This window comes from Aeromonas mytilicola subsp. aquatica, assembly GCF_044336385.1.
GTDB classification, from domain to species: Bacteria; Pseudomonadota; Gammaproteobacteria; order Enterobacterales; family Aeromonadaceae; genus Aeromonas; species Aeromonas rivipollensis.
In genome coordinates, this window is sequence record NZ_CP172298.1 from 451,167 (window position 1) to 475,611 (window position 24,445).

25 protein-coding genes are annotated in these 24,445 nt (G+C 62.6%); 24 read left to right on the top strand and 1 reads right to left on the bottom strand.

Annotated elements, in window-relative coordinates; translation table 11 throughout:
• Positions 1-66: 66 nt before the first annotated feature.
• The 9 genes from lafB (at position 67) to ACFWHB_RS02325 (ending at position 6,813) form a co-directional block, all read left to right on the top strand.
• Positions 67-1,350, top strand: coding sequence for a lateral flagellar capping protein LafB (gene lafB / locus ACFWHB_RS02285; RefSeq protein ID WP_395949374.1), 1,284 nt, complete (start codon positions 67-69; stop codon positions 1,348-1,350).
• A 38-nt stretch (positions 1,351-1,388) separates the two neighbouring features.
• Entirely contained in the window at positions 1,389-1,781 is a 393-nt protein-coding gene (lafC, locus tag ACFWHB_RS02290) for a lateral flagellar export chaperone LafC (protein WP_163155614.1), read from the top strand.
• Positions 1,782-1,901: 120 nt separating this feature from the next.
• A complete protein-coding gene (locus tag ACFWHB_RS02295) occupies positions 1,902-2,240 on the top strand; it encodes a LafX (protein WP_392414857.1) in 339 nt (112 codons plus the stop codon).
• Positions 2,231-3,298 (top strand): flagellar hook-length control protein FliK, encoded by a 1,068-nt coding sequence (locus ACFWHB_RS02300; RefSeq protein WP_395949375.1) that lies wholly within the window; start codon positions 2,231-2,233, stop codon positions 3,296-3,298. The genes ACFWHB_RS02295 and ACFWHB_RS02300 overlap by 10 nt, the downstream gene beginning before the upstream one ends.
• A 40-nt stretch (positions 3,299-3,338) precedes the next feature.
• Entirely contained in the window at positions 3,339-3,797 is a 459-nt protein-coding gene (gene lafF, locus ACFWHB_RS02305; protein WP_139745595.1) for a lateral flagellar basal body-associated protein LafF, read from the top strand.
• Positions 3,798-3,802: 5 nt separating this feature from the next.
• The gene (gene lafS / locus ACFWHB_RS02310; protein ID WP_025328470.1) at positions 3,803-4,516 is read left to right on the top strand and encodes a lateral flagellar system RNA polymerase sigma factor LafS; all 714 of its coding nucleotides are present in this window, start codon (positions 3,803-3,805) and stop codon (positions 4,514-4,516) included.
• A 47-nt stretch (positions 4,517-4,563) separates the two neighbouring features.
• Positions 4,564-5,421, top strand: a complete 858-nt coding sequence (gene lafT, locus ACFWHB_RS02315) for a lateral flagellar motor stator protein LafT (protein WP_139745597.1) — start codon at positions 4,564-4,566, stop codon at positions 5,419-5,421.
• Positions 5,421-6,368 (top strand): lateral flagellar motor protein LafU, encoded by a 948-nt coding sequence (gene lafU / locus ACFWHB_RS02320; RefSeq protein WP_163155620.1) that lies wholly within the window; start codon positions 5,421-5,423, stop codon positions 6,366-6,368. Before lafT ends, lafU begins: the two co-directional genes overlap by 1 nt.
• Positions 6,355-6,813 carry a hypothetical protein gene (locus ACFWHB_RS02325; RefSeq protein ID WP_395949376.1) on the top strand — a complete coding sequence of 153 codons (459 nt, stop codon included), beginning with the start codon at positions 6,355-6,357 and terminating at the stop codon, positions 6,811-6,813. The genes lafU and ACFWHB_RS02325 overlap by 14 nt, the downstream gene beginning before the upstream one ends.
• On the opposite strand, the gene ACFWHB_RS02330 is transcribed toward ACFWHB_RS02325, so the two are convergent.
• A complete protein-coding gene (locus tag ACFWHB_RS02330) occupies positions 6,749-7,603 on the bottom strand; it encodes a lytic transglycosylase domain-containing protein (RefSeq protein WP_395950165.1) in 855 nt (284 codons plus the stop codon). The two genes, ACFWHB_RS02325 and ACFWHB_RS02330, sit on opposite strands and share 65 nt — an antisense overlap.
• Before the next feature lie 255 nt (positions 7,604-7,858).
• Here ACFWHB_RS02330 and ACFWHB_RS02335 point away from each other — a divergent pair, with 255 nt between their 5' ends.
• The 15 genes from ACFWHB_RS02335 (at position 7,859) to ftsZ (ending at position 24,364) form a co-directional block, all read left to right on the top strand.
• Positions 7,859-8,155 (top strand): hypothetical protein, encoded by a 297-nt coding sequence (locus ACFWHB_RS02335; protein ID WP_025328465.1) that lies wholly within the window; start codon positions 7,859-7,861, stop codon positions 8,153-8,155.
• Positions 8,156-8,393: 238 nt separating this feature from the next.
• Positions 8,394-8,852, top strand: coding sequence for a division/cell wall cluster transcriptional repressor MraZ (gene mraZ / locus ACFWHB_RS02340; protein WP_005332092.1), 459 nt, complete (start codon positions 8,394-8,396; stop codon positions 8,850-8,852).
• Positions 8,853-9,791 carry a 16S rRNA (cytosine(1402)-N(4))-methyltransferase RsmH gene (rsmH, locus tag ACFWHB_RS02345; RefSeq protein ID WP_163148909.1) on the top strand — a complete coding sequence of 313 codons (939 nt, stop codon included), beginning with the start codon at positions 8,853-8,855 and terminating at the stop codon, positions 9,789-9,791.
• 3 nt (positions 9,792-9,794) lie between these two features.
• Positions 9,795-10,109, top strand: a complete 315-nt coding sequence (gene ftsL / locus ACFWHB_RS02350) for a cell division protein FtsL (RefSeq protein ID WP_025328463.1) — start codon at positions 9,795-9,797, stop codon at positions 10,107-10,109.
• A complete protein-coding gene (locus ACFWHB_RS02355; protein ID WP_106885645.1) occupies positions 10,106-11,872 on the top strand; it encodes a penicillin-binding transpeptidase domain-containing protein in 1,767 nt (588 codons plus the stop codon). The genes ftsL and ACFWHB_RS02355 overlap by 4 nt, the downstream gene beginning before the upstream one ends.
• Before the next feature lie 101 nt (positions 11,873-11,973).
• Entirely contained in the window at positions 11,974-13,461 is a 1,488-nt protein-coding gene (gene murE / locus ACFWHB_RS02360) for a UDP-N-acetylmuramoyl-L-alanyl-D-glutamate--2,6-diaminopimelate ligase (RefSeq protein WP_395949377.1), read from the top strand.
• Complete coding sequence (murF, locus tag ACFWHB_RS02365) at positions 13,458-14,813, top strand: UDP-N-acetylmuramoyl-tripeptide--D-alanyl-D-alanine ligase (RefSeq protein WP_163148910.1); 1,356 nt, start codon at positions 13,458-13,460, stop codon at positions 14,811-14,813. Before murE ends, murF begins: the two co-directional genes overlap by 4 nt.
• Positions 14,807-15,889 carry a phospho-N-acetylmuramoyl-pentapeptide-transferase gene (gene mraY / locus ACFWHB_RS02370; RefSeq protein ID WP_005332102.1) on the top strand — a complete coding sequence of 361 codons (1,083 nt, stop codon included), beginning with the start codon at positions 14,807-14,809 and terminating at the stop codon, positions 15,887-15,889. The genes murF and mraY overlap by 7 nt, the downstream gene beginning before the upstream one ends.
• 3 nt (positions 15,890-15,892) lie before the next feature.
• On the top strand, positions 15,893-17,176 hold the full coding sequence (gene murD / locus ACFWHB_RS02375; RefSeq protein WP_395949378.1) for a UDP-N-acetylmuramoyl-L-alanine--D-glutamate ligase: 1,284 nt from the start codon (positions 15,893-15,895) through the stop codon (positions 17,174-17,176).
• A gap of 91 nt (positions 17,177-17,267) precedes the next feature.
• On the top strand, positions 17,268-18,452 hold the full coding sequence (gene ftsW / locus ACFWHB_RS02380; RefSeq protein WP_162627267.1) for a cell division protein FtsW: 1,185 nt from the start codon (positions 17,268-17,270) through the stop codon (positions 18,450-18,452).
• On the top strand, positions 18,449-19,534 hold the full coding sequence (murG, locus tag ACFWHB_RS02385; protein ID WP_395949379.1) for an undecaprenyldiphospho-muramoylpentapeptide beta-N-acetylglucosaminyltransferase: 1,086 nt from the start codon (positions 18,449-18,451) through the stop codon (positions 19,532-19,534). The genes ftsW and murG overlap by 4 nt, the downstream gene beginning before the upstream one ends.
• Before the next feature lie 94 nt (positions 19,535-19,628).
• Positions 19,629-21,083 (top strand): UDP-N-acetylmuramate--L-alanine ligase, encoded by a 1,455-nt coding sequence (gene murC, locus ACFWHB_RS02390; protein ID WP_395949380.1) that lies wholly within the window; start codon positions 19,629-19,631, stop codon positions 21,081-21,083.
• A 97-nt stretch (positions 21,084-21,180) separates the two neighbouring features.
• On the top strand, positions 21,181-21,933 hold the full coding sequence (locus ACFWHB_RS02395) for a cell division protein FtsQ/DivIB (protein ID WP_025328455.1): 753 nt from the start codon (positions 21,181-21,183) through the stop codon (positions 21,931-21,933).
• The gene (gene ftsA, locus ACFWHB_RS02400) at positions 21,914-23,173 is read left to right on the top strand and encodes a cell division protein FtsA (RefSeq protein ID WP_025328454.1); all 1,260 of its coding nucleotides are present in this window, start codon (positions 21,914-21,916) and stop codon (positions 23,171-23,173) included. The genes ACFWHB_RS02395 and ftsA overlap by 20 nt, the downstream gene beginning before the upstream one ends.
• A 39-nt stretch (positions 23,174-23,212) precedes the next feature.
• Positions 23,213-24,364, top strand: coding sequence for a cell division protein FtsZ (gene ftsZ, locus ACFWHB_RS02405; RefSeq protein WP_005305686.1), 1,152 nt, complete (start codon positions 23,213-23,215; stop codon positions 24,362-24,364).
• The last annotated feature ends 81 nt before the right edge of the window (positions 24,365-24,445 follow it).

Sequence of the window (24,445 nt, forward strand, 5' to 3'; positions counted from 1 at the left end):
CTTGTCGGTTGGAAAGGGCCGAGCCGGTGTTTTCCAACAGGCATGCCACTGAATAAGGGGATAAAGATGCAAATAGATCCGGCCAGCACGGCGATGCAACTGGTGGCCATAGAGCGCCAGAACATGGACAAGCTGCTGAAGAAGCAGCTGGACAGCGTCAAGGGACAGCAGAGCGCCATCAGCAGCCTCACCACCAAGCTGTCGAGCTTCCAGACCCTGCTCAAGGACCTGAACAAGGCGACCAGCTTGCAGGCGCAGAAGGCCACCATGTCCCAGGAGGGGATCATGACGGTGACGAGCAATGGCAAGGCCAGCTCGGGCCAGTACAACTTCTTCGTGGAGCAGCTTGCCCAGTCCCATCAGGTCGGCCTGCAGCTCGGCAGCGACACTGCGCCGCTGCCCGCCGACGGCGTCTTCTCCCTGACCGTCAAGGGCAAGACCATCGATATCGATCTGGCGACCCTGCCGGCCGGTGCCACCGCCAAGGATCTGGTCTCCCAGATCAACAACGCCAAGGACAACCCGGGCGTGAAGGCGACCCTGGTGCGCACCGACGGCAAGGTCAGCATGGTGCTGACCAGCAAGGATAGCGGGGTGGAGAACGCCATCACCCTGGGCTACAGCGGCGATGCCGCCAATGCCCTCGGGGTGGCCGTCACCGGCAAGACGGACATTACCCAGGCGCAGGACGCCAAGTTGCGGATGGGGGGCGACAACCCGCTCACCATCACCTCCGCCAGCAACAAGATAGAGAATGTGGTGGACGGCCTGACCTTTCAGCTGACCAAGGCGCAGAAGGTAGATGACGCGCCCCTGCTGGTGACGGTGGATCAGGACAAGGAGGCGGTCACCGGCTCCCTCAAGAAATTCGTCGACAGCTACAACGAGCTGGTGGATGAGCTGGCCAAGATGACCTCCAGCGATCCCAAGGCGCCGGGGGCACTCTCCTCCGACAGTGGGGTGCGCAGTCTCAAGAGCATGCTGGCCCGCAGCGTGCGGGACCTGCCCGGTGATCTGACCCTGGGGAGCCTCGGGATCAAGACCGACAAGGCGGGCAAGCTCTCCTTCAACGAGACCGACTTCAACAAGGCGCTGGAGAAGGATCCCGAGCTGCTCGGCAAGGCCTTGATGGGGGATGACGGCCTGCTCAAGCGGATGAGCAACGCACTCGATCCCTACACCAAGCGGGACGGTGCGCTCAAGGGGCGCAAGACGGGTCTGGAGGCGAACGAGAAGCGGGTCAACGAGCGCATGGAGGCACTGGATCGTCGTATGGATTCCGCGTATAAGCGCTACCTCAATCAGTTCACCACCATGAACCAGATGCTGCAAACCATGGGCGCGTTGTGAGTCGGTGATCCCGTATTTCCTGAATAAGTGAGTCTTTCATGTTTGAACCCCAAGAAGGCTACGACGCCTATCAGTTCGCCGCCACCCAGGCCAAGGCGGCGAGCGCCGACCCGCACCAGCTGGTGCTGATGCTGATGGATGGCCTGCTCGACGAGATCGCCAGGGCCGAGGGCCACATCCTGGCCAGGCAGTATGAGCGCAAGGGGCAGTCCATCAACAAGTGTCTGCAGATCCTGGGGGGGCTCGACAGTGCTCTCGACATGGACAAAGGGGGTGAGTTGGCCGCCAACCTGCACCGCCTGTACGACTATTGCGGGCAGCGGTTGTTCGAGATCAGCGTGGGCAACGACGTCGCAGGTTTTGCCGAGGTGCGTCGCATCCTGCAGGAGCTGAAAGAGGGTTGGGAAGCCATGGCTCGCCATCCTCGCTGATGCGGAAGCCCCCCTTCCTCATCCACCAGGTGCCGCGGCTAACGCATTGAAATACCACGACTACATATCTGGCCTGCTCCTTGCTTACTGGCAAGGTCGTCTTATTTTGGGGCCATCATCATGTCCATGACCGGGGCCGTGCCGCCCAGCACGGAACGCGAGACTCGCCAGCGCCAGCTCTTGGGGCTGGGACGTCTGATATTACAGCAGGCCCGTGCCGGGCAGTGGGATGCGGTGCGTCTGGCGGATCATCGCCTGGCCCAGCTCATCGACCATCTGCGCCAGCAACCGGCATTGTGGCAATCCCTGGTACCGGCCCGGGATCAGGTGCGTCACTGGCATCAGGAAGCCTTCGCGCTTTGCCAGCAGGAGACCGCCCAGCGCAAGCAGGAGTGGGACGCCCTCTCCCTCAAGCGGGAAGGGCTGCAAGCCTATGATGAGGCGCAAGCATGGGCATGATCCCCTTCGTCGGCTCAGACCCGGCCCCCAATCTCGATACCACTGGCTTCACGCGCCTCGCTCGTCAACCCGAGGGGCAGGGGGGCCAGTATCAACCTCTGGAGTTCCAGCAGGAAGCCCCTGTCATCTTGCCGCTCGATGAAGCTCCGACCCCGGAATCCGAGGTCGAGGAGACGGACTTGTCCGAGCAGGATGCGACCGAGCAACTGCACGCCTTTACCCATATGCAGCCTGTGTTTGTCCGCCCTGACGAGGGGGGCCGTCTGCCGCCACTGCGTCAGAACCCGGAGATGTCTGCCTCCTTGGCGCAGGATGCCGGAGGCGTTCAGGATGACGCCCCCACCGTCTCGCCCGCCTTGCGTGCCCTGGTGCGCCACGAGCGGCTGGAAACGGATCGAAGCCTGCCGATGGATCTGGTGTCGGGACGCCGGGAGATGAGCGCCTCGCTCACCGGGGAGTTTGCCCGTCAGCTGATGCAACCGGCCGCCCAGGTCGACTCGTCACTGCTGCACGGCAAATCGATGGTGGGCTTGCCCGGTGTGGATGGCTCGTCAGAGCGGGAGTCCCTTGTCCCGGATCTCAGAGGCATGTCGGCTCTGGCGCCCTCGCCGCTGACCAGGACGGCCGACTATCAATGGGCCCCGGCCCGTCTGAGTGACAACCAGACCCAATGGGGGCAGCAGCTGGTGGACGTCTTGAAAGACAAGCTCGAGCTGCAGGTGAATCAGGGCATCAAGCAGGCGCACATTCGCCTCGATCCCCCTGAGCTGGGGCGCCTCGAATTGACGGTCAGGGTCGAGGGGGATCGGCTCAGTGTGCAGCTCAACGTGACCAACCCTGCGGTGCGTGAGGCCATGATCCAGTCGATGGAGCGGCTGCGGATGAGCCTGGCCCCTCACCATGCCGGCGGCGTCGAAGTGAACGTCGGCCAGGGGGGTGAGCAGGAGCGGGGCGATCGCTGGCAGCAGGAGAAGATCCTGGCGGGCCGAAGACAGTGGCAGGAAGAACAGGAGACATCGGGCGGTGCTGGCCAGGATTGGCTCAATACCCTGGTGTGACATTTTTACAATCTGGCAATAGCGAGAGTGATTTCAAATTATGCGGCGTGTCATGAAGTGGATGATGTTGATGGTGATGGCACTGTGCCTGCTGGCGGCGCTGGCCTATGGCGCCTATCTCAAGCGAGATACGGTTGCCGTCTGGCTGGGTCTGGCAGAGGCCAAGCCCGAGCTGAGCAAGACGCCGCTGTTCAAGCCGATGGAGCGCTTCGTCATCAGCCTGGAGGGGGACTCTGAGCCTCATTATCTGGTGCTGGAGCTGGCGCTGGTGACCCACAATCCCCAGCAGCTGGAGACGCTCAACGAGCTGACCCCCCTGATCCGCAATGCCATGGTGCAATATTTCAGCCATCGCTCCCACGATGCGGTGAAGCTGGAGCTGCAAAACATCTCCGCCCTGCAGACCTCTCTGCTCGGCAAGCTGGTAGCGACACTGCAAGGGTATGGCTACAAGCCCTATCTGGATGAAGTGCTGGTCACCAAGGTACTGGTGCAGTAACGGACATGATGGACGCTGGCTGGGATACTCCCTGCGACCTGACCCCCTCGCCCCCCCGTACCGGCGAGCAGGCGATTCTGACCCGTTATCTGCCGCTGGTGAAGCGGGCGGCCACTCACCTGCGTAGTCAGGTCAGCGCCTGTTTCGATCAGGAGGACATGGAGCAGGTGGGCATGATGGGCTTGCTGGAGGCCTGGCGCCGTTATGGCAGCGAGCCGGATGCCCAGTTCGAGAGCTATGCGTTCAAGCGGGTCCGTGGCGCCATGCTGGACGAGTTGCGCCGGCTGGACTGGCGCCCCCGTCAGCTGCGCCAGCAGGTACATGGACACAACCAGGTGCAGCGGGAGCTGTTCAACCGGCTGGGTCGCAACCCGACCGAACAGGAGATGGCGCAGGCGCTGGGCTGCTCAGTGGAAGAGGTGCGCCAGCTGGCCTATGCCGGCCAGGCCGAAGCCTTGCAGAGTCTGGAAGAGTGGCTGGAGAACGGTGGCAGGGCGCCGGCCTCGGAGTCCGACGACGTGGACCTGGCCATGACCCTCAGCAAGGTGCTCGGCTCCCTGGACAAGCGGGAGCAGCTGCTGCTCTCCCTCTATTACCAGCAGGAGCTGAACATGAAGGAGATAGCGCTGGTACTAGGTTTGACCGAATCGCGGGTGTGCCAGCTGCACAAGCAGTGCGTCCTTCAGCTCAAGCAGCGTTTGGTCGACTCCATATATTAATGCCTCTCCCTGTGGGGGGAGTCTTCTTGAATTCTGCGGGAGCATCCATGCAAAAACAGATCGGTCTTGGTGTCATTTTCATTTGTGTGCTTGGCGGCTTCATGATGGCCGGAGGACGGCCCATCGCCCTGTGGCAGCCCGCCGAGCTCATCATCATCATAGGTGCCGCCGCCGGCTCCATGTTCCTTGGCAACTCCAAGGAGGTGATGCATGAGATGTGGCGTCAGGTGAAGCAGTGCTTCAAGTCCAACAAGGATGAGAAAGAGATCTACCGCGAGCTGCTGACCCTGATGCACCAACTGCTGGAAGAGACCCGCAACAAGGGGATGAAAGCGCTGGACGAGCACATCGAGAACCCGCAGCAGAGCTCCGTCTTCCTCATGTATCCCCAGGTGTCGGAAGATCCGCAACTGCTCGGCTTCATCATCGACAACCTGCGCCTGCTGGGCATGGGCAAGATTACCCCCCATGAGCTCGACACCATACTGGAGCAGGAGATCATGGCCATCGAAGAGGACATGCTCAAGCCGTCCCACGCCCTGCACAAGACGGGGGAGGCCTGCCCCGGTTTCGGGATCCTCGCGGCCGTGATGGGGATCATCATCACCATGCAGCAGCTCGACGGCCCCCTCAGCAACATCGGTGTCCATGTGGCCGCTGCCCTGGTGGGCACCTTCATCGGCATCTTCCTCTGCTACTGCCTGCTGGAGCCCATCAGCAATGCCATGGAGGAGATGGTCAAGCGCCGCATCGGCATGCTGATGTGCATCAAGTCGATCCTGATCGCCCAGCTGCGGGGCAAGACGCCGCTGCTCTCGGTCGATTCCGGCCGCAAGATGCTGGAGCCCGATGTGAAACCCAGCTTCCTTGAACTGGAAGACTGGGTGACCAACAGGGCCATGTAATGCGCAATCACGAGCAGATCATCATCAAGCGCCAGCAGCGGCGCAGCAGTGGCCCAAAGGGTGGCGGGGCATGGAAGGTCGCCTTTGCCGATTTCACCTTGGCGATGATGGCTTTCTTCATGGTGCTCTGGATCCTGGCCGTCTCCAGCCAGGAGGAGCGCGAGGCGGTGGCCAGCCGTCTGCGTGACTACAGCATCATGGACAGCGAGGCAAATCCCTTCGATATCCGCAACAGCCCCTATCCGGTGGATCTCGGCGGCAATCCCTCGGTGCTGGAAGAGTTGAGTCCGCAGTTTGTGGAAGAGGGGCAGCGGATGCCCAGACACATGGAGCGCAATCGCAGCATCTTCACCGACGGCGCACAGGGGGGCTACGAGAACCTGCTGGTGGGCAAGATCGAGGGGGAGATGCAGATGAAGCAGCTGGCCGGTTTCATCGGTTCCATGGCGGATCAGATGCAGGCCAGGAACAACCTGGAGCTGCAACTGGTGCCCCAGGGACTTCGCATCCTGATCCGCGATGATGACGAACGGGAGATGTACAGCCGTGGCAGCGCCCGCATCAGCCCCTACTTCCGCCATCTGCTGATGGCGCTTGCCCCTATATTCCAGCGCGTGGAGAACAGGGTCATGATCTCCGGTCACACCGACAGCACGCCCTTTGCCGGTGACAACTACAGCAACTGGGAGCTCTCCTCCGATCGCGCCATGATGGCGAGACGGGTCCTGCTCGCCGGCGGCATGCCCCCCGAGCGGGTGGGGCAGGTGGTTGCCATGTCGGACACCATGCTGGACAACACCGCCGACCCCAGAGGCAGCCAGAACCGTCGCATCGAACTGCTGGTGATGACGACTCAGGCGGAGAAGAGCCTGGAGCAGCTGTTCAGTGCTCAAACCCAAGCCGCCACCCAGCAAGCCAAGGATGCCATTGCCCATGGGAACCCCTGATCTCGAATTGCCGGAAGTGACCCCGTTCAACGATCCCAGGCGCAAGGTACCCCGCTGGTATCTGCACGATGGCAGCACGCCGCTGGAGTCCCAGAGCTGCGGCATCGCGGCCCGGCTCATGGTGTCTGGCCTGCTGTTTGACAAGCGCATAGGTCGGGCGGTGATCAAGGACATAGGGCCGGGTGGTGTCGGCTTTCTGGCCCCGGCCCGCTTCGTGCTACCCGACACCGTCAGCCTGTCATTGTCACCGCAGATAGTGCTGGAGTGCCGGATCACCCACCGCCGGGTGATAGGCCAGTACCTCAGTTTCTACGGTGCGCGCTGGGCCGATCCCGAGTCCGTCGATCTCGCCCCCGTGCTCAGCCACTGGCGCCACTGCTTCATGGCGCCAGCAGAGGGCGTGTCTGCTCCAATCCCAGTGGATCCGGCAACCGCTCAAGACTGATCCCCCCTCGTCCCATGTCCAGTCCCCTTGCCGGCTGCAACAGCAGCGGGTCGTGCAGGCTCTCCAGCGACACGGCGCGCGCCATCAGTGGTCGCTCACTCGGCCGGTTGTCCGTGGGGGCCTTGCCCAGCCCATAGACGATGGGGCAGTCGCTCACCCCCTGGGCCTCGGGCAATCGCCAGGCCGGATTCCACCGGCTGGCCTCGTTCATGGACACTCCGCGAGCCATGGCCCAGCTCAGCAAGGAGCAGTCACCCGGCTGCCGCCACACCCTGATACTCTCTCCCTCCTGCCAGGATGGCAGGAGAAACTGATGGTACGCCGCCCTGTCCAGCAACTGGGAGAGGGCGATGAAACGTGCTACATAGAGGCGCGTCTCGGTCGGTAGCTGAAGCTCCCACAGATTGCGCGTCCCGGCCTTGAGCACCGCCTTGAGCACCCGCCCTTCTCCCGCGTTATAGGCCGCCAGTGCCAACAGCCAGTCCTGCCCGAAGAACTGATACAACCATCCGAGATAGGAGAGCGCGGCCTCCGTTGCCAGGGGCAGGGAATAACGGCCATCGAAGCTGGCCGTTATGGGGACGGAGAAGCGGGCTGCGGTGTCGGGCATCAGTTGCCAGGGGCCGGCGGCACCGGCAGAGGAAACCACATCCAGCCGATAGCTGCTCTCGATCAGGGGAAGGAAGGCCAGCATGGCAGGGAGCTTGCGTGCGCTGACCTGTTGCTCCACCCAGCGGATCATGGGTTGTGACTGGGTGATCCTGGTCTGCAGGTGGCTGCGTTGCTGCAGCAGAAACCGGGTCTGCTGAGTGACCAGTTCGGCACCCGCGCCGCCGATGGGGGTAGGAAAGCCCGCCTGCCAATGATACTTATCGTAGGCATGGCCATTGGCACTGCTCAGCAGAGACAAGCCGGTGAGAAGGCGAAGTGACAATTTGACAAAAAAGGACATTGCCTGGCGGGTAAATGATAAAAACACGATGTATCTCAACAGTTTTTGACAATATCTGTCGACTGTTCATGTGGTATCCAGGACGTGATAAGCATGATAACACGAGTAAAAAAGACCCCAAAGGCGGGCAGGGCGATTCAGAAATTTCTGCTTTATCTGATCCTCGTTAATTTTGGTTTGATGTGGCTCTATGTCATGTATGCCGATGAGCTGACATTTGGTTCCAACCTCCTGCTGACTTTTCTTCTGATCCTCTATAACCTGCTGCTCTGCCAGCTGGTGGTGCTGCGTGCCCGGCGGGCAGGAGATGGCTATATCATCTACCCCGTGGTGGGGGTGAGCATTATTCTGTGTGCCGTCGTGCTGTTTCGTTTCATCATTTCACCCTGAAACCGATTATTTATGGCCCCCAGATGATTGGATAAATTTAATTCGATCATGAATAACTTGTGGAAAATCAACTCAGTTAATCTGTAGCCTCCCCGCGCTGCGTCAATATGTTCCCCATGCCCGAGATCCTTGCTTGAAAAGCCCCCTGCTCGTCCTTAAACTTCATGGTGGAGAAAAGTGGATCAAAGTGGTTTTATTGGGCAATTTGCCTCCATAACTCACCTTCGGGGACTGCAATTTGTTGCGTGGCGCTCACGCCATCAGCCTGGACAGCAAAGGGCGACTGGCGATTCCGACCAAATATCGAGATTGGCTGCGCTCCGAGCGCGACGGCCAGCTGGTCTGCACCATCGACATAGCCCATCCCTGTCTGCTGCTTTACCCCCTGAGTGAATGGGAAGAGATAGAGCGCAAGCTCAAGACCCTTTCCAGTACCAATCCGGCGGAACGCCGCCTGCAGCGCATGCTGCTCGGACATGCAACCGAGTGCGAACTGGACGGCAATGGCCGTCTGCTGCTGAGCCAGCCACTGCGTAGCCACGCCGGGCTGGACAAGAAGATCATGCTGGTGGGCCAGCTCAACAAGTTTGAGTTGTGGGATGAAGCCCGCTGGCAACAACAGATCAATGACGACATCCTGGGCCTGCCCGAGGACGACTGGGCAAGTTCACCACGACTACAGGATTTTTCTTTATAAATGACCCAAGCCGCTGAACACATCACAGTGCTGTTGCACGAAGCCGTCGAAGGGCTGGCCATCAAGCCGGACGGTATCTACGTCGACGGTACCTTTGGCCGGGGTGGTCACTCTCGTCTCATTCTCCAGCATCTCGGTCCGCAGGGGCGACTGATCGCCATAGACCGGGATCCCCAGGCCATTGCCGAGGCGGCCAAGATCCAGGATCCCCGCTTCGAGATAGTGCACGGTCCCTTCTCCGGCATCACCACTTACCTGAGCGATCGCGGTCTGCTCGGCAAAGTCGACGGCTTCCTGCTGGATCTGGGGGTCTCTTCTCCCCAGCTTGACGACGCCGAGCGCGGTTTCAGCTTCATGAAAGACGGCCCCCTCGACATGCGGATGGACCCGACCACGGGCCAGAGCGCGGCGCAATGGCTGGCCAAGGCCGATGTGGATGACATCGCCTGGGTGCTGAAAACCTTCGGCGAGGAGCGTTTCGCCAAGAAGATTGCCCGCGCCATCGTCCATGACCGCGTCACCGAACCCTATGTGCGCACTCGCCAGCTGGCGGAGATGATTGCCCGGGTCAACCCGAGCAAGGAGAAGGGCAAGCATGCGGCGACCCGCAGCTTCCAGGCCATCCGCATCTATATCAACAGCGAATTGGACGAGATCGAAACAGCGCTGAACGGTGCCCTGCAGGCGCTGGCGCCCGAGGGTCGCCTCTCCGTCATCAGCTTCCACTCCCTGGAAGACCGTCTGGTCAAGCACTTCATTCGCAAGCACGAGAAGGGGCCGGAAGTGCCCCATGGCATCCCGTTGACCGAGGCGCAACTGGCCGGTGGCCGCAAGTTGAAGTCGGTCGGCAAGGCGCTCAAACCTTCCGAACATGAAGTCACCGAAAACAGCCGATCCCGCAGCTCAGTGCTGCGAGTCGCCCAGCGTCTGGCGGATTGAGTCATGAGCGAGGTACGCATTCATCTGTCCAGGGAGATCATCGGTGATCTCTGGCGCCACAAGCTGCAGGTCGTGCTGACCCTGGCCGTGCTGATCACCGCCTTTGCGGTGATCCTGGTGACCAACATGACCCGGGGGCTGACGGCCAAGCAGAATGACCTGATGGCGGAAGAGGACAGGCTCAACATCGAGTGGCGGCACCTGCTGCTGGAGCAGGGCACCCTGGCCGAACACTCCCGTGTCGCGAGTCTGGCCATGGATAAATTGCAGATGGCTCGCCCGCTGGTGACCACCGAGAAGGTAATTACACAACCATGACACGCAAGGCCGCCACCAAGGCTCCTGCAAAGGACAAAGCCAAGGCTAAAGCTCCGTCACTCTACCCGTGGCGCTTTCGCACCCTGGTGTTTTTCATCGGGATTGCGTTTGCCGGCCTGATCCTGCGGCTGGCCTGGATCCAGGTGATTGATCCGGACAGGCTGCGCCAGGAGGGGGACATGCGCTCCCTGCGAACCACCTCCACCCAGGCGGTGCGCGGCATGATCACCGACCGCAACGGCGAACAGCTGGCGGTCTCTGTGCCGGTCGAGGCGGTCTGGGCCGATCCCAAGACGGTGCACGAGTCCGGCGCCATCCACAACGAGCGCGCCTGGCTGGCGCTCTCCGCCGTGCTCAAGCTCGACATCAACACCCTCAAGCACCGCATCTCCAACCCCAGCAAGCGCTTCGTCTATCTCCAGCGCCAGGTAACCCCTGCCGTGGCGGAATACATCAAGGGTTTGAAGCTGGGGGGCATCTACCTGCGCCCCGAGGCGCGCCGTTTCTACCCGACCGGCGAGATCAGCGCCCACCTGGTGGGGGTGACCAACATAGACGGCAGCGGCATCGAGGGGATAGAGCGCAGCTACAACGAATGGCTGACCGCGACCCCTGGCGAGATGCGGGTGCGCAAGGACAGGCAGGGCAGGGTCATCGAGCGGCTCGGACTGGTCAAGGAGGGCAAGCACGCCAACGATCTGCAGCTGAGCATAGATCAACGGGTGCAGGCGCTGGCCTATCGCGCCCTCAAGCGCGCCACCGACGAGAACAAGGCGACCTCCGGCTCCATGGTGATGCTGGACGTGAAGACCGGCGAAGTGCTCGCCATGGTCAATACCCCCTCCTACAACCCGAACAACCGTGGCCAGTACCAGAGCTTCCGGGTGCGCAACCGGGTGGTGACGGACACCTACGAGCCGGGTTCGACCGTCAAGCCGCTGATCCTGTTGAGCGCCCTGCAGGCGGGCGTCACCAGCTGGAAGGACACCATACCCGGTGGTCCCCTGTTCATCGGGGCCAAGCAGATCCGCGATGTGAGCATTCACAAGGCGACCAACCTTTACGACATACTGCGCTACTCCTCCAACATCGGCATGTCGCGCATCGCGCTGCGGATGCCGGCCCAGGAGATGATCAATACCCTCAGCATGGTCGGCTTCGGCATGGATACCGGCAGTGGTCTGATGGGGGAGAGCGGCGGCATGCTGCCCCAGCGCCGCCGCTGGTCCGACATCGAGCGGGCGACCCTCTCGTTCGGCTATGGCCTGCGGGTCACCCCGCTGCAGCTGGCTTCCGCCTACGCGACCCTGGCCAACAAGGGCAAGCGGGTGCCGCTCTCCATCATCAAGGTGACCACGCCGCCCAAGGGTGAGCAGGTCATCGACCACAACAACGCCACCGCCATGCTGCAGGCGCTGGAGTACGTGGTGAGCAATGCGATTCCCAAGGCGCAGATCCCGGGTTATCGGGTCGGCGGCAAGAGTGGGACCGCCAAGGTCGCCGTCGCCGGTGGCTACGGCAAGGATTACATGGCCTGGTTTGCCGGTTTCGCCCCGGCCAGCAACCCCCGCTTCGTCATGGTGGTGGTGATTAACGAGCCCAAGGGCGATGCCTATTACGGCGGTGCCGTGGCGACCCCGCCCTTCGCCGAGGCCATGGGGGGCGTGCTGCAGCTCTTCAACATTCGTCCCGACGCCATCCCCCCCGAGGTGCCGGCGAAGCTTGCCCGTACGGAGGCCGCCCATGGCGCACCTCGTACCTGATTGGCATCCGTTTCTCTCTGTCGACCCCGCGACTGTCGGGGTGTTTTCCATGGCGCCCCATTCCCTGAGCGCCTGCATTCCTGCCCATTCGGAGGCTTCCCATGTTGCCGCCCCGCGCACTTGATCAACTCATGAGCCATTTTGGCATCCATGCTCCGGCGCTCGCGCTCACCGACATCCAGCTCGACAGCCGGCGAGTCGGGCCCGGTTCTCTCTTCGTGGCAATCCGGGGCCACCAGATGGATGGCAGGCGTTTCATCGAACAGGCGGTGGCTCAGGGAGCGACCGCCGTCCTGTTTGAGGAGGATGGGGAATTCGTGGTACCCGCAACCTCGATCCCCTGTTTCGGGCTCAAGGATCTGCCCGCTCGCCTCTCCGAACTGGCCGGCCATTTCTATGACTATCCGGCGCAGAAGTTGCAACTGGTGGGCATCACTGGCACCAACGGCAAGAGCACCACTGCCCTGCTGGTCGCCAACTGGCGCACCCTGCTGGGAGGCAAGGCCGGGGTGATGGGCACCATAGGCAACGGCCTGTTCGGTGAACTGGTGGAAGCGGAAAACACCACAGGCAGCGCCGTCCAGGTGCAGGCCAATCTTGCCGCCCTGCAACAGCAGGGGGCCGATCTGGTGGCGATGGAGGTCTCCAGCCACGGCCTGGTGCAGCACAGGGTGGCGGCCCTGCCGTTTTCCGCGGCTGTGTTCACCAACCTGAGCCGGGATCACCTGGATTATCACGGCACCATGGAGGCCTATGGCGCCGCCAAGGAAGAGTTGCTGAAACTGGTGGACGAGCCCTGCGCCGTCATCAATGCCGACGACCGTCTGGGGCGCCAGTGGCTGGCAGCCTACCCCGGCGCGGTGGCCTTCGGCGTGCATGGCCCGATTGAAAACCATACCGGGCGACAGTTGACGGCGCAGGATCCCCATTTCCACCAACAAGGATTTGACACGCGCATTAACTCCAGCTGGGGGAATGGTGTATTATCCGCCCCCTTGCTCGGCCGCTTCAACGTCAGCAATGTGCTGGCCGCCATGGGCGCCATGCTGGTACTGGGTTATGACTTCGATGCACTGCTGGCCAGTGCCCCGAAACTGCAGCCCGTGACCGGTCGCATGGAGTGCTTCGGCGGTGGCAAGGCGCCGCTGGCGGTGGTCGATTATGCCCATACCCCGGATGCGCTGGAGAAGGCATTGCAGGCCCTGCGGGTGCACTGCGAAGGTCGGCTCTGGTGCCTGGTGGGCTGTGGCGGCGACCGGGATCGCGGCAAGCGGCCTATGATGGCCGCCATGGCGGAGCAACATGCGGATCGCGTGATCCTGACCGACGACAATCCCCGTACCGAGGCGCCGGAACAGATCATGGCGGACATGGTGGCGGGCCTTCGCGATCCTGCTGCCGTGCAGATCGAGCACGACAGGGTCAAGGCGATCCGGCTGGCCCTCAGTCAGGCGAGCAAGCAGGACATCATCCTGGTGGCCGGAAAGGGTCACGAGGATTATCAGATCATTGGAACCGACAAGCGGCACTACAGCGACCGGGAAACCGTCGCGGCCGCCTTGCACACATTAATGGAGTCATTCAGATGATGACCCTCAGGCTTGCCGACCTGGCGCAGGTGCTCGATGCCCGTCTGATCGGCGGCGATCACGAGATCACGGCAGTCAGTACCGACACCCGCACCCTGGGCAAGGGGGCGCTGTTCGTCGCCCTGCGTGGCGAGCGTTTCGACGCCCACGATTTCTGCGACCAGGCCCTGGCCGCCGGGGCCTCTGCCCTGCTGGTGGAGCGCGAGCTGCCGCTCGCCATACCGCAACTGGTGGTGGCCGATACCCTCAAGGGACTGGGTCGCCTCGGCAAGCTGGTGCGCGAGCGCATCAACCCGAAAGTGCTGGCCATCACCGGCAGCTGTGGCAAGACCACGGTGAAGGAGATGGCGACCGCCATCCTGCGCGGTGAGGGGGAGGTGCTGGCCACCGCCGGCAACTTCAACAATGAAGTGGGGGTGCCGCTCACCCTGCTGCGCCTCGAGGCGCAGCACCAGTTTGCGGTGATGGAGCTGGGTGCCAACCACCCGGGGGAGATCGCCTGGACCACCTCCCTGGCCCGGCCCGATGCCGCCCTCATCAACAACGTGGCCGCCGCCCATCTGGAAGGCTTCGGCTCCCTGGAAGGGGTGTTCCACGCCAAGAGCGAAATTTTTGAGGGCCTGGGCGAGGGTGGCACCGCCATCGTCAATGCCGACAACGAGTTCTGGCCCAAGTGGCAGGCGAAGGGCATTCGGTGCGCCTTCTCCCTCGAAGATCAGAGCCAGCCCTTCCATGCCCGTGACATAGCGCTCAACGGGCAGGGCTGCGCCGAATTCGTGATGGTGACTCCGCAGGGAGAGTTGACCCTGACCCTGGCCATTCCGGGCCGCCACAACGTGGCCAATGCCCTGGCTGCCGCCGCCGGCTGCCTGGCGCTGGGCGCCTCCCTCGCTTCCGTCAAGGCGGGGCTGGAGCAGATGTCGCCGGTCAAGGGCCGCTTTTGCGTGCAACGCTGGGGTGGTCTCACCCTGGTGGATGACACCTACAACGCCAGCGTGGAGTCCGTGCTGGCGGGCATCGATGCCCTGACCGCCATGGGCGGCTACAAGGTGCTGGTGTTCGGTGACATGAAGGAGTTGGGTGAGGAGTCCGCGGCCCAGCACGCCCGGGTCGGACACCACGCCCGCGAGCAGGGCCTCGACGCCGTGCTGACGGTAGGGGAACAGAGTCGTCACACCGCAGATGCCGCGGCGGGTCGACATTTCGATAACAAGGCGTCGTTGTTTGAAGTGCTTGCGCAAATGATAAATACACATCAAGAAATCTCGATCCTGGTCAAGGGTGCCCGCGGTTCCCGCATGGAAGATATCGTCAAGATGGTCGTTGACCGTCAGGAGTCAGCCACATGCTAGTCTGGCTGGCGGAACTGCTCACCCCGCACTTCACCTTCTTCAACGTCTTCTCCTACCTGACGTTCCGCGCCATCCTGTCGATCATCACGGGTCTGGTGGTGGCGCTCTGGATGGGGCCGCGCCTCATCCGCCGCCTGCAGATCCTGAAATTCGGTCAGGTGATCCGCAACGACGGCCCAGAGTCACACCTCAGCAAGAAGGGCACCCCGACCATGGGGGGCCTGATGATCATTGCGGCCATCTTCATCTCTGTGCTGCTCTGGAGCCGCCTCGACAACCCCTATGTCTGGCTGGTGCTGTTCGTGCTCGGTGCCTACGGCGCCATCGGCTTTGCCGACGACTACCTCAAGGTGGTGCGCAAGAATACCGACGGCCTGATCGCCCGCTGGAAGTACTTCTGGCAGTCGGCAGTCGCCCTGGCCGTGGCGGTATTCCTCTATGCCACCGCGACCCATGACGGCCAGACCCAGCTGGTGGTACCCTTCCTCAAGGATGTGATGCCGCAGCTCGGCCTGATGTTCATAGTGCTGACCTACTTCGTCATCGTCGGTACCTCCAACGCGGTCAACCTGACCGACGGTCTGGATGGCCTTGCCATAATGCCGACCGTGATGGTGGCGGGGGGGTTCGCCTTTGTCGCCTGGGCCACCGGCAACGTGAACTTCGCGAACTACCTGCACATTCCCTACGTGCCCTATACCTCCGAGCTGGTGATCGTCTGTACCGCAATAGTGGGTGCGGGGCTTGGCTTCCTCTGGTTCAACACCTATCCGGCCCAGGTCTTCATGGGGGACGTCGGTTCCCTGGCCCTCGGCGGGGCGCTCGGCACCATAGCCGTGCTGGTGCGTCAGGAGTTCCTGCTGGTGATCATGGGGGGCGTCTTCGTGATGGAGACAGTCTCGGTGATCCTGCAGGTGGGGTCCTACAAGCTGCGCGGCGTGCGCATCTTCCGCATGGCACCCATCCATCACCACTATGAGAAGAAGGGCTGGCCGGAGCCGCGCGTCATAGTGCGCTTCTGGATCATCACCCTCATGCTGGTGCTGCTCGGCCTCGCCACCCTGAAGGTGAGGTAAGCCATGGTCATCATCATAGGACTCGGCAAAACCGGACTCTCCTGCGTCGACTACTTCCTCGGTCGTGGTGTCACGCCCCTGGTGATGGATACCCGCGCCAACCCGCCTGGCAAGGATGAACTGCCCCCCGAGGTGGAACTGATCCACGGGCTGGACGCGGAGCGCCTCAAGCAGGCGCACATGATAGTGGCGAGCCCGGGCATCGCCCTGGCGACCCCCGAGCTGAAGGCCGCTGCCGAGTTCGGGGTACGCATCGTCGGCGACATAGAGCTGTTCGTGCGCGAGACCCAGACCCCCGTCATTGCCATCACAGGCTCCAACGGCAAGAGCACAGTCACCACCCTGGTCGGCGAGATGATCGCCGAGGCGGGGCTCAAGGTGGGGGTGGGTGGCAACATCGGCACCCCGGCGCTGGAGCTGCTCAAGCAGCCCATGGATCTCTGCGTGCTGGAGCTCTCCAGCTTCCAGCTGGAGACCACTTACAGCCTGCGTGCCGCGGCATCCGTGGTGTTAAACCTCAGTGAAGATCATATGGATCGCTATCAGGGCATGGCGGATTACCGCGCCGCCAAGCAGGAGATCCATCAGCACTCCCAGCACATCCTGGTCAACCGGGACGATCCCCAGACCCTGCCCGATGTGGGTCAGGTGTGGCAGAGCTTCGGGCTGGATTGCAACGGCTACGGCCGCTGCGAGCTGGCGGGTCGCCACTGGCTGACCCTGCACGGGGAGCCGCTGCTGGCGGTGGACGAGATGAAGATAGTCGGCGCCCACAATCAGGCCAACGCCCTGGCGGCCATGGCCCTGTGCGATGCGGTCGGCATTCCCCGCGAGCCGCAACTCGCCGTGCTGCGCCGCTTCGAAGGCCTACCCCACCGTGCCCGCTTCGTGCGGGAGGTGAACGGGGTGCGCTGGATCAACGACTCCAAGGCCACCAACGTGGGGGCCACTCTGGCCGCCGTGGCCGGGGTGCGTGAATCGGTTAAGGGGCGCCTGCTGCTGCTGGCCGGTGGTCAGGGCAAGGGACAGGATTTCGGCCCTGTGCAGGCACTGCTCGGCAGCCAGATCGATCACATGTACTGCTTCGGTCAGGACGCGGACATACTGCTCGCGCTGGGTGAGCAGACCGAGAAGGTCGCCTCCCTCGACGACGCCGTCGCCAAGGCCGCCGCCGATGCCAGACCCGGTGACTGGGTGCTGCTGGCACCGGCCTGCGCCAGCCTGGATCAATTCAAGTCCTTCGAGGCTCGCGGCGATCGCTTCACCGAACTGGTACTGATGCTATGAACGCGCCCCTTGCCAGCCTGGACGGGCTTAACCTCTTCACATCCTTCGACGTTCGCGGTGATCGCCTTACCGCTGAACTGGTGATGGCCCTATGAACGCCCTTCGCGCCGTTGCAGGCTTCTTGCAGCGCTGGTTGTTGCCGGCGCGTCCCGCCGGTCTCTACGACAGGCAACTGGTGGTGCTGGCGCTGGCGCTGATGTCGGTGGGCCTGGTGATAGTGGCCTCTGCCTCCATTCCCGAAGGGATTGCCCTGGGCGATGACCCCTTCATGTTCGTGAAGCGGCACGGTCTCTTCCTGGTGATGGCGCTCGGTATCTCCTGGTTCGTGCTGCAGGTGCCCATGGCGCGCTGGCAGCAGTACAACGGCCCCATGCTGCTGCTCGCCATAGTGATGCTGGTGCTGGTGCTGCTGGTGGGGCGCAGCGTCAACGGCTCGGTGCGCTGGTTGCCGCTCGGCCCCTTCAACCTGCAGCCGGCGGAATTCGGCAAGCTGGCGCTGTTCGTCTATCTGGCGGGCTACCTGGTACGCCGCCAGAGCGAGGTGCGCGAGCGCTTTATCGGCTTCATGAAACCCATGGCGGTGCTGTTCGTGGTGGCCACCTTGCTGCTGGCCCAGCCCGACCTGGGATCCGTGGTGGTGATGTTCGTCACCTCCCTCGGGATGCTGTTCCTGGCGGGGGCCCGCATGGTGCAGTTCATCGGTCTCATCCTGGTGGGGGTGAGCGCCGTGGTGACCCTGATCATCGCAGAGCCCTACCGGATGCGGCGGGTCACCTCCTTCCTGGATCCCTGGGCCGATCCCTTCGGCAGCGGCTATCAGCTGACCCAGTCCCTGATGGCGTTCGGCCGTGGCAGCTGGTTTGGCGAGGGGCTAGGCAACTCCATCCAGAAGATGGAGTACCTGCCGGAGGCCCACACCGACTTCGTGTTCGCCATCCTGGGCGAGGAGCTGGGCTACGTGGGGGTGCTGGGTGCGCTCTTCCTCATCTTTGCGCTGGCGGTGAAGGCGCTCAAGCTCGGTCATCAGGCGCTGGTGTCCGAACGGCTGTATGAAGGCTATCTGGCCATCGGCATCGGCATCTGGTTCAGTTTCCAGACCTTCGTCAACGTTGGTGCCGCCAGCGGCATGATGCCGACCAAGGGCCTGACCCTGCCGCTGGTCAGCTACGGCGGCTCCAGTCTCATCATCATGATGGTGGCGGTGAGCATGTTGATTCGTATCGATTTCGAGTTGCGCCAGGCCAGTGCCCAGGCGCGTGTGCGGGAGGTTTCGTGAGCAAGACGTTACTGGTGATGGCGGGTGGTACCGGGGGCCATGTGTTCCCCGGGCTGGCCGTGGCCGATCGCCTCAAGGCCCAGGGCTGGACCATTCACTGGCTCGGTACTGCCGACCGGATGGAGGCCGAGCTGGTGCCCGCCCACGGTTATCCCATCTCCTTCATCGACATTCAGGGGGTGCGTGGCAACGGCATCAAGCGACTGCTGGTCGCCCCCTATCGCATCGTCAAATCCGTGTTGCAGGCGCGCCGCGTGCTGAAAAGCATTCGCCCTGATGTAGTGCTCGGTATGGGGGGCTTCGCCTCAGGCCCGGGCGGGGTGGCGGCCTGGCTGTCCGGTATTCCCTTGCTGCTGCACGAGCAGAACGCGGCGGCCGGCCTCACCAACAAGCTGCTGGCCCGCCTCGCCAAGCGGGTGCTGATGGCCTTCCCCGGCGCCTTTGCGCCGAGTGCCCGCACCGCAGTGGTCGGCAATCCGGTGCGCCCCGAAGTGGTGGCCTTGCCGGATCCCCAGCTGCGCAGCAGCAGCGAGCCGCTGCGCCTGCTGATCGTCGGTGGCAGCCTGGGGGCCCGGGTGCTCAACGAACAGGTGCCGCCTGCGGTGGCGGCGGCTGGCGTGCCCATCGAGGTGCGTCACCAGTGTGGCAAGGGCAACCGGGAGACTGTCGCGCAGGCCTATGCAGAGCAGGGCGTCGAGGCCGAGGTGAGCGAGTTTATCAAGGACATGGCCGATGCCTATGCCTGGGCCGATCTGGTGGTGTGCCGCGCCGGGGCCCTGACGGTCTCCGAGGTGGCTGCCGCCGGTGTGGCCGCCATCTTCGTGCCGCTGCCCCATGCGGTGGATGATCACCAGACCCGCAACGCCCTGACCCTGGTCGACGGCGGGGCGGCCGAGTTCCTGCCCCAGTCCGAGCTGACCCCGGCCTCATTGGCCGCGCGTCTCTCCTGGCTCGCCGGGCGCAGGGAGACACTGTTGAACATGGCCCAGGCCGCCCGTCGCGTGGCCATCATAGATGCCGCCGAGCGGGTTGCCGATGAGTGCAAGCGGCTCGCCAGCGGGCAGAGCGAGAAAGCATGTTGAGCAAGATTGCACAGGCCAGGCCGTGCAGTCTTGTCCCCGTATTTATTGATGCCGCCGAGCGCAAACCGCTGACGGCAGACTTGAAGAGAGAGCTATGACCAAGGTTGAACTGGCAAAACTGCGTACCGTGATCCCCGAAATGCGCCGCGTGCGTCGCATCCACTTCATCGGCATAGGTGGTGCCGGTATGGGCGGGATCGCCGAGGTGCTTGCCAACGAGGGCTACCAGATTTCCGGCTCCGATCTGTCCCGCAATGCGGTGACAGAGCGGCTCGCGTCCCTGGGGGCCCATATTTTCGTGGGGCACAGTGCCGAGCACGTGAACGAGGCGAGCGTGGTGGTGGTCTCCACCGCCATCAAGCAGGACAACCCCGAGTTGCTGGCTGCCCGTGAGCTGCGCATTCCCGTGGTGCGCCGTGCCGAGATGCTGGCCGAGCTGATGCGCTTCCGCCACGGGGTTGCCGTCGCCGGCACCCACGGCAAGACCACCACCACCAGCCTGGTGGCGAGCATCTATGCCGAAGCCGACCGTGACCCGACCTTCGTCATCGGCGGTCTGCTCAACAGCGCCGGCACCAACGCCCGCCTGGGCAGCAGCCGCTACCTGATCGCCGAGGCGGACGAGAGCGACGCCTCCTTCCTGCATCTGCAACCCATGGTCTCCATTGTGACCAACATCGAAGCGGATCACATGGACACCTATGGCGGCGACTTCTCCAAGCTCAAGGCCACCTTCATCGACTTCCTGCACAACCTGCCGTTCTACGGTCTGGCCGTGGTGTGCGTGGATGATCCCGTGATCCGTGGCATGCTGCCGGAAATCGCCCGTCCGACCCTGACCTACGGCCTTGCCGAGGATGCCGATGTGCAGGTGCTGGACTTCGTGCAGACCAGCAACCGCAGCCGCTTCCGGGTGCGCCGCAAGGATGCCGGCGAGCTGACCGTCACCCTGAATCTGCCTGGCATCCACAACGCCCTCAACGCTGCCGCCGCCATCGCGGTGGCGACCGAAGACGGCATTGGCGACGAGGCCATCATCCAGGCGCTCGCCAAGTTTGAAGGTGTGGGTCGCCGCTTCCAGCAATATGGCGAGTTCGAGACGGGCCGTGGCAAGGCCATGCTGGTGGACGACTACGGCCACCACCCGAGCGAAGTCAAGGTGACCATCAATGCCGCCCGCGCCGGCTGGCCCGAGAAGCGACTGGTCATGGTGTTCCAGCCGCACCGTTACAGCCGGACCCGGGATCTCTATGAAGATTTCTCCGACGTGCTCTCCAAGGTGGATGTGCTGGTGATGCTGGAGGTGTATGCCGCCGGTGAAGAGCCGATCCCGGGGGCCGATGGCCGTGCCCTGTGCCGCTCCATCCGCTCTCGCGGCACCCTGGAACCCATCTTTGTCGCAACCCCTGACGATGTGCCGGCCGTGCTGGCCGACCTGATCGGCGAGGGGGATCTGGTGCTGACTCAGGGCGCCGGTAACGTTGGGGCACTGGCCCGCCGTCTCGGTGAGATGAAATTGAGCGTGGATAGCATGAAATCCGGTGCCTGAGGGCCCAATGAGTATTTTGACCGCCAAGCCGAGGCCTATATAATGGCGAACCGGTCTGCAAGTGGCCGGCATGGCGCGTTATACGGGGATAGATCGGGTGGAGGCAAGGGCACAAGGGCGCACCAAGGGGGGCTTCATCGCCGGGGTGGCATTTTTCATCCTGGTCATGTGGGGGCTCTACCAGACTGCGCTGGATGTTAAAGACTGGCTGACAGATGCCAGTCGGTTGCCCATGAGCGAGCTGTTGCTGCAGGGGCAACACGAATATTTGAAAGCCGATGAGTTGCGCGCCGCCGTGCTGGATGGCGCCGAGTTGCGCAATTTCTTCGAGTTGGACGTGAACGAATTGCAGGGGCGGTTGAACGCCCTGCCCTGGGTGGCCCAGGTCTCTGTACGCAAGAAGTGGCCGAACAAGATCAAGGTCTACCTCACCGAACAGGCGGTGGCGGCACGCTGGAACGGCAACCGCTTCGTCAACACCAAGGGTGAGGTGTTCAGTGCACCGGACAGGGTGAAGAAACCCCTGATGCAGTTGTCCGGGCCCGATGATCAGGCCGCCAAGGTGCTGGAAGCCAGCCATCAGTACGAGACGCTGCTGGCGGCCAAGGGATACAAGTTGTTGGGGGTGAATCTGACTCCCCGCCATGCCTGGGAACTGACCCTGGATGGCAACATTCAGCTGTTCGTGGGGCGCTCGGATATCGCGCTTCGCCTGCAGCGGTTTATCGATGCCTTTCCGGTCATCGAACCCCGTGAGCGGGTTGCTTACGTGGATCTTCGATACGACACCGGAATGGCAGTTGGCTGGAAGAAAAGCGAAGAGAAAGTGAATGACCAACACCGCAGATAGAAATTTGATTGTCGGACTGGATATCGGCACGACCAAGGTGGCGGTACTGGTTGGCGAAGTATTGCCCGATGGCGAACTCAATGTCATCGGCATGGGCAGCCACGCTTCTCGCGGGATGGAGAAGGGCGGGGTCAATGACCTCGACTCCGTGGTCAAGTCCCTGCGCCGCGCGGTGGAAGAGGCCGAGATGATGGCCGACTGCCAGATAAGTTCCGTCTATCTGGGGCTGTCCGGCAAGCACATCGATTGCCGCAACGAAACCGGCATGGTGCCCATCTCCGATGAAGAGGTGACCCAGGAGGACGTGGACAACGTCATCCATACCGCCAAGTCGGTGCGACTGTCGGACGAACTGCGGGTGCTGCACGTGCTGCCCCAGGAGTTCGCCATCGACTATCAGGAAGGCATCAAGAATCCGGTCGGTCTCTCCGGTGTGCGGATGGCGGCCAAGGTGCACCTGATCACCTGCCACAACGACATGGCTCGCAACATCGAGAAGTGTGTGGAGAAGGTGGGTCTGCGAGTGGATCAGCTGATCTTTTCGGCCCTGGCTTCCAGCTATGCCGTGCTGACCGAAGACGAGAAGGAGCTGGGTGTCTGCGTGGTGGACATAGGTGGCGGTACCATGGACATGTCGCTGTTTACCGGCGGTGCCCTGCGTCACACCAAGGTGATACCGTACGCCGGCAGCACTGTGACCAGCGACATCGCCTACGCCTTCGGCACACCGCCGCTGGACGCCGAAGCGATCAAGGTGCGCTACGGTTGCGCCCTCGGCCGCCTGGTCAGCAAAGAAGACAATATTGAAGTCCCCAGTGTCGGCGGTCGCCCGGCGCGTAGCCTGCAACGGCAGACACTGGCTGAAGTGATTGAACCCCGTTACACGGAATTGCTCTCCATGGTGAATGACGAGCTGGTACGGGTGCAGAGCGAATTGAAGGCACAGGGGGTCAAGCATCAGCTGGCGGCCGGTGTGGTATTGACCGGTGGCGCGGCCCAGATCGAAGGCATTGTGGAGTGCGCAGAGCAGATCTTCCAGAGCCAGGTCCGGGTGGGCGAACCCATGAACATTCGGGGATTGAGCGATTACGTGCAGGCACCTGTGTACTCGACCGCGGTCGGGCTGCTGCAGTACGGCCGTACCAATCAATCCACCGGCAGTAGCAAGGAATATGCCGCCAAGGCAAGCGTAGGTGGGCTGGTCAAACGGGTCAGCAACTGGTTGCGTGGCGAGTTCTAAAGATTTTGCGTCAGTCAGCAAATAAAGCGGAGAGACAACATGTTTGAATTTATGGATAGCCACACTGACGAAGCCGTCATCAAGGTGATAGGTGTGGGTGGCGGCGGCGGCAACGCAGTCGAACACATGGTTCGTCAAAACATCGAGGGTGTTGAGTTCATTACCGTCAACACCGACGCCCAGGCACTGCGCAACTCCAGTGCCAACACGACTCTGCAGATCGGCGGTGGTATCACCAAGGGTCTGGGAGCCGGAGCCAATCCGGAAGTGGGCCGTGATGCTGCCATGGAAGACAGGGAAGCGCTGCGTGAGCTGCTGACCGGTTCAGACATGGTCTTCATCGCCGCCGGCATGGGTGGTGGTACAGGTACGGGTGCCGCACCTATCGTGGCCGAAGTGGCCCGCGAGATGGGTATCCTGACCGTTGCCGTCGTGACCAAGCCGTTCTCCTTCGAAGGGAAGAAGCGGATGGGCTTCGCCGCTCACGGCATCGAAGAGCTGTCCAAGAACGTCGACTCCCTGATCACCATCCCCAACGACAAGTTGCTGAAGGTGCTGGGTCGTGGCATCTCCCTGCTGGACGCCTTCAAGGCGGCCAACGATGTACTGCTGGGTGCGGTACAGGGCATTGCCGAGCTGATCACCCGTCCGGGCTTGATCAACGTCGACTTCGCGGACGTGCGTACCGTGATGCGCGAGATGGGGACCGCCATGATGGGTACCGGCTCCGCCTCCGGTGATGACCGTGCCGAAGAAGCCGCCGAGAAGGCCATCTCCAGCCCGCTGCTGGAAGACGTGGATCTGGCCGGTGCCCGTGGCATCCTGGTCAACATCACCGCCGGCATGGACATGACCATCGAAGAGTTCGAAACCGTGGGTAACGCGGTCAAGGCCTTCGCCTCCGAGAACGCCACCGTGGTGGTGGGTACCGTAATCGACCCGGAAATGCACGACGAACTGCGGGTGACCGTGGTGGCCACCGGTATCGGTGCCGAGCGCAAGCCCGACATCACCCTGGTCAAGAACAACATGGTACAAGAGCGTCCGGCCCGTCAGCCCCTGATCAGCGAAGCCCTGCAGTCTCGCGTGATGGAAGAGGCCCCGGCCAAGGTGGTGAACGCCGAGCCGCAAGCTCGTCGCGAACCGGATTATCTCGATATTCCTGCGTTCCTGCGCAAGCAAGCTGACTAAGTCTCGCATGGACCTGGTTTGTTTGTTGCTTAAGGATTGTGCTAAGATGGCCCGGCAACGACCATCTGGTCAGGAATTTGA

What these genes read in the sequence shown, in the direction of transcription:
- lafT (WP_139745597.1), top strand. Translation starts at nt 4,564, where the DNA reads ATGCAAAAACAGATCGGTCTTGGTGTCATTTTCATTTGTGTGCTTGGC.
- ftsW (WP_162627267.1), top strand. Translation starts at nt 17,268, where the DNA reads ATGAACGCCCTTCGCGCCGTTGCAGGCTTCTTGCAGCGCTGGTTGTTG.
- lafB (WP_395949374.1), top strand. Translation starts at nt 67, where the DNA reads ATGCAAATAGATCCGGCCAGCACGGCGATGCAACTGGTGGCCATAGAG.
- murD (WP_395949378.1), top strand. Translation starts at nt 15,893, where the DNA reads ATGGTCATCATCATAGGACTCGGCAAAACCGGACTCTCCTGCGTCGAC.
- ACFWHB_RS02295 (WP_392414857.1), top strand. Translation starts at nt 1,902, where the DNA reads ATGTCCATGACCGGGGCCGTGCCGCCCAGCACGGAACGCGAGACTCGC.
- ftsA (WP_025328454.1), top strand. Translation starts at nt 21,914, where the DNA reads ATGACCAACACCGCAGATAGAAATTTGATTGTCGGACTGGATATCGGC.
- ACFWHB_RS02335 (WP_025328465.1), top strand. Translation starts at nt 7,859, where the DNA reads ATGATAACACGAGTAAAAAAGACCCCAAAGGCGGGCAGGGCGATTCAG.
- murF (WP_163148910.1), top strand. Translation starts at nt 13,458, where the DNA reads ATGATGACCCTCAGGCTTGCCGACCTGGCGCAGGTGCTCGATGCCCGT.
- lafC (WP_163155614.1), top strand. Translation starts at nt 1,389, where the DNA reads ATGTTTGAACCCCAAGAAGGCTACGACGCCTATCAGTTCGCCGCCACC.
- lafS (WP_025328470.1), top strand. Translation starts at nt 3,803, where the DNA reads ATGATGGACGCTGGCTGGGATACTCCCTGCGACCTGACCCCCTCGCCC.
- mraY (WP_005332102.1), top strand. Translation starts at nt 14,807, where the DNA reads ATGCTAGTCTGGCTGGCGGAACTGCTCACCCCGCACTTCACCTTCTTC.
- murE (WP_395949377.1), top strand. Translation starts at nt 11,974, where the DNA reads ATGTTGCCGCCCCGCGCACTTGATCAACTCATGAGCCATTTTGGCATC.
- ftsL (WP_025328463.1), top strand. Translation starts at nt 9,795, where the DNA reads ATGAGCGAGGTACGCATTCATCTGTCCAGGGAGATCATCGGTGATCTC.
- ACFWHB_RS02355 (WP_106885645.1), top strand. Translation starts at nt 10,106, where the DNA reads ATGACACGCAAGGCCGCCACCAAGGCTCCTGCAAAGGACAAAGCCAAG.
- ACFWHB_RS02300 (WP_395949375.1), top strand. Translation starts at nt 2,231, where the DNA reads ATGGGCATGATCCCCTTCGTCGGCTCAGACCCGGCCCCCAATCTCGAT.
- lafU (WP_163155620.1), top strand. Translation starts at nt 5,421, where the DNA reads ATGCGCAATCACGAGCAGATCATCATCAAGCGCCAGCAGCGGCGCAGC.
- lafF (WP_139745595.1), top strand. Translation starts at nt 3,339, where the DNA reads ATGCGGCGTGTCATGAAGTGGATGATGTTGATGGTGATGGCACTGTGC.
- ftsZ (WP_005305686.1), top strand. Translation starts at nt 23,213, where the DNA reads ATGTTTGAATTTATGGATAGCCACACTGACGAAGCCGTCATCAAGGTG.
- rsmH (WP_163148909.1), top strand. Translation starts at nt 8,853, where the DNA reads ATGACCCAAGCCGCTGAACACATCACAGTGCTGTTGCACGAAGCCGTC.
- ACFWHB_RS02325 (WP_395949376.1), top strand. Translation starts at nt 6,355, where the DNA reads ATGGGAACCCCTGATCTCGAATTGCCGGAAGTGACCCCGTTCAACGAT.
- murC (WP_395949380.1), top strand. Translation starts at nt 19,629, where the DNA reads ATGACCAAGGTTGAACTGGCAAAACTGCGTACCGTGATCCCCGAAATG.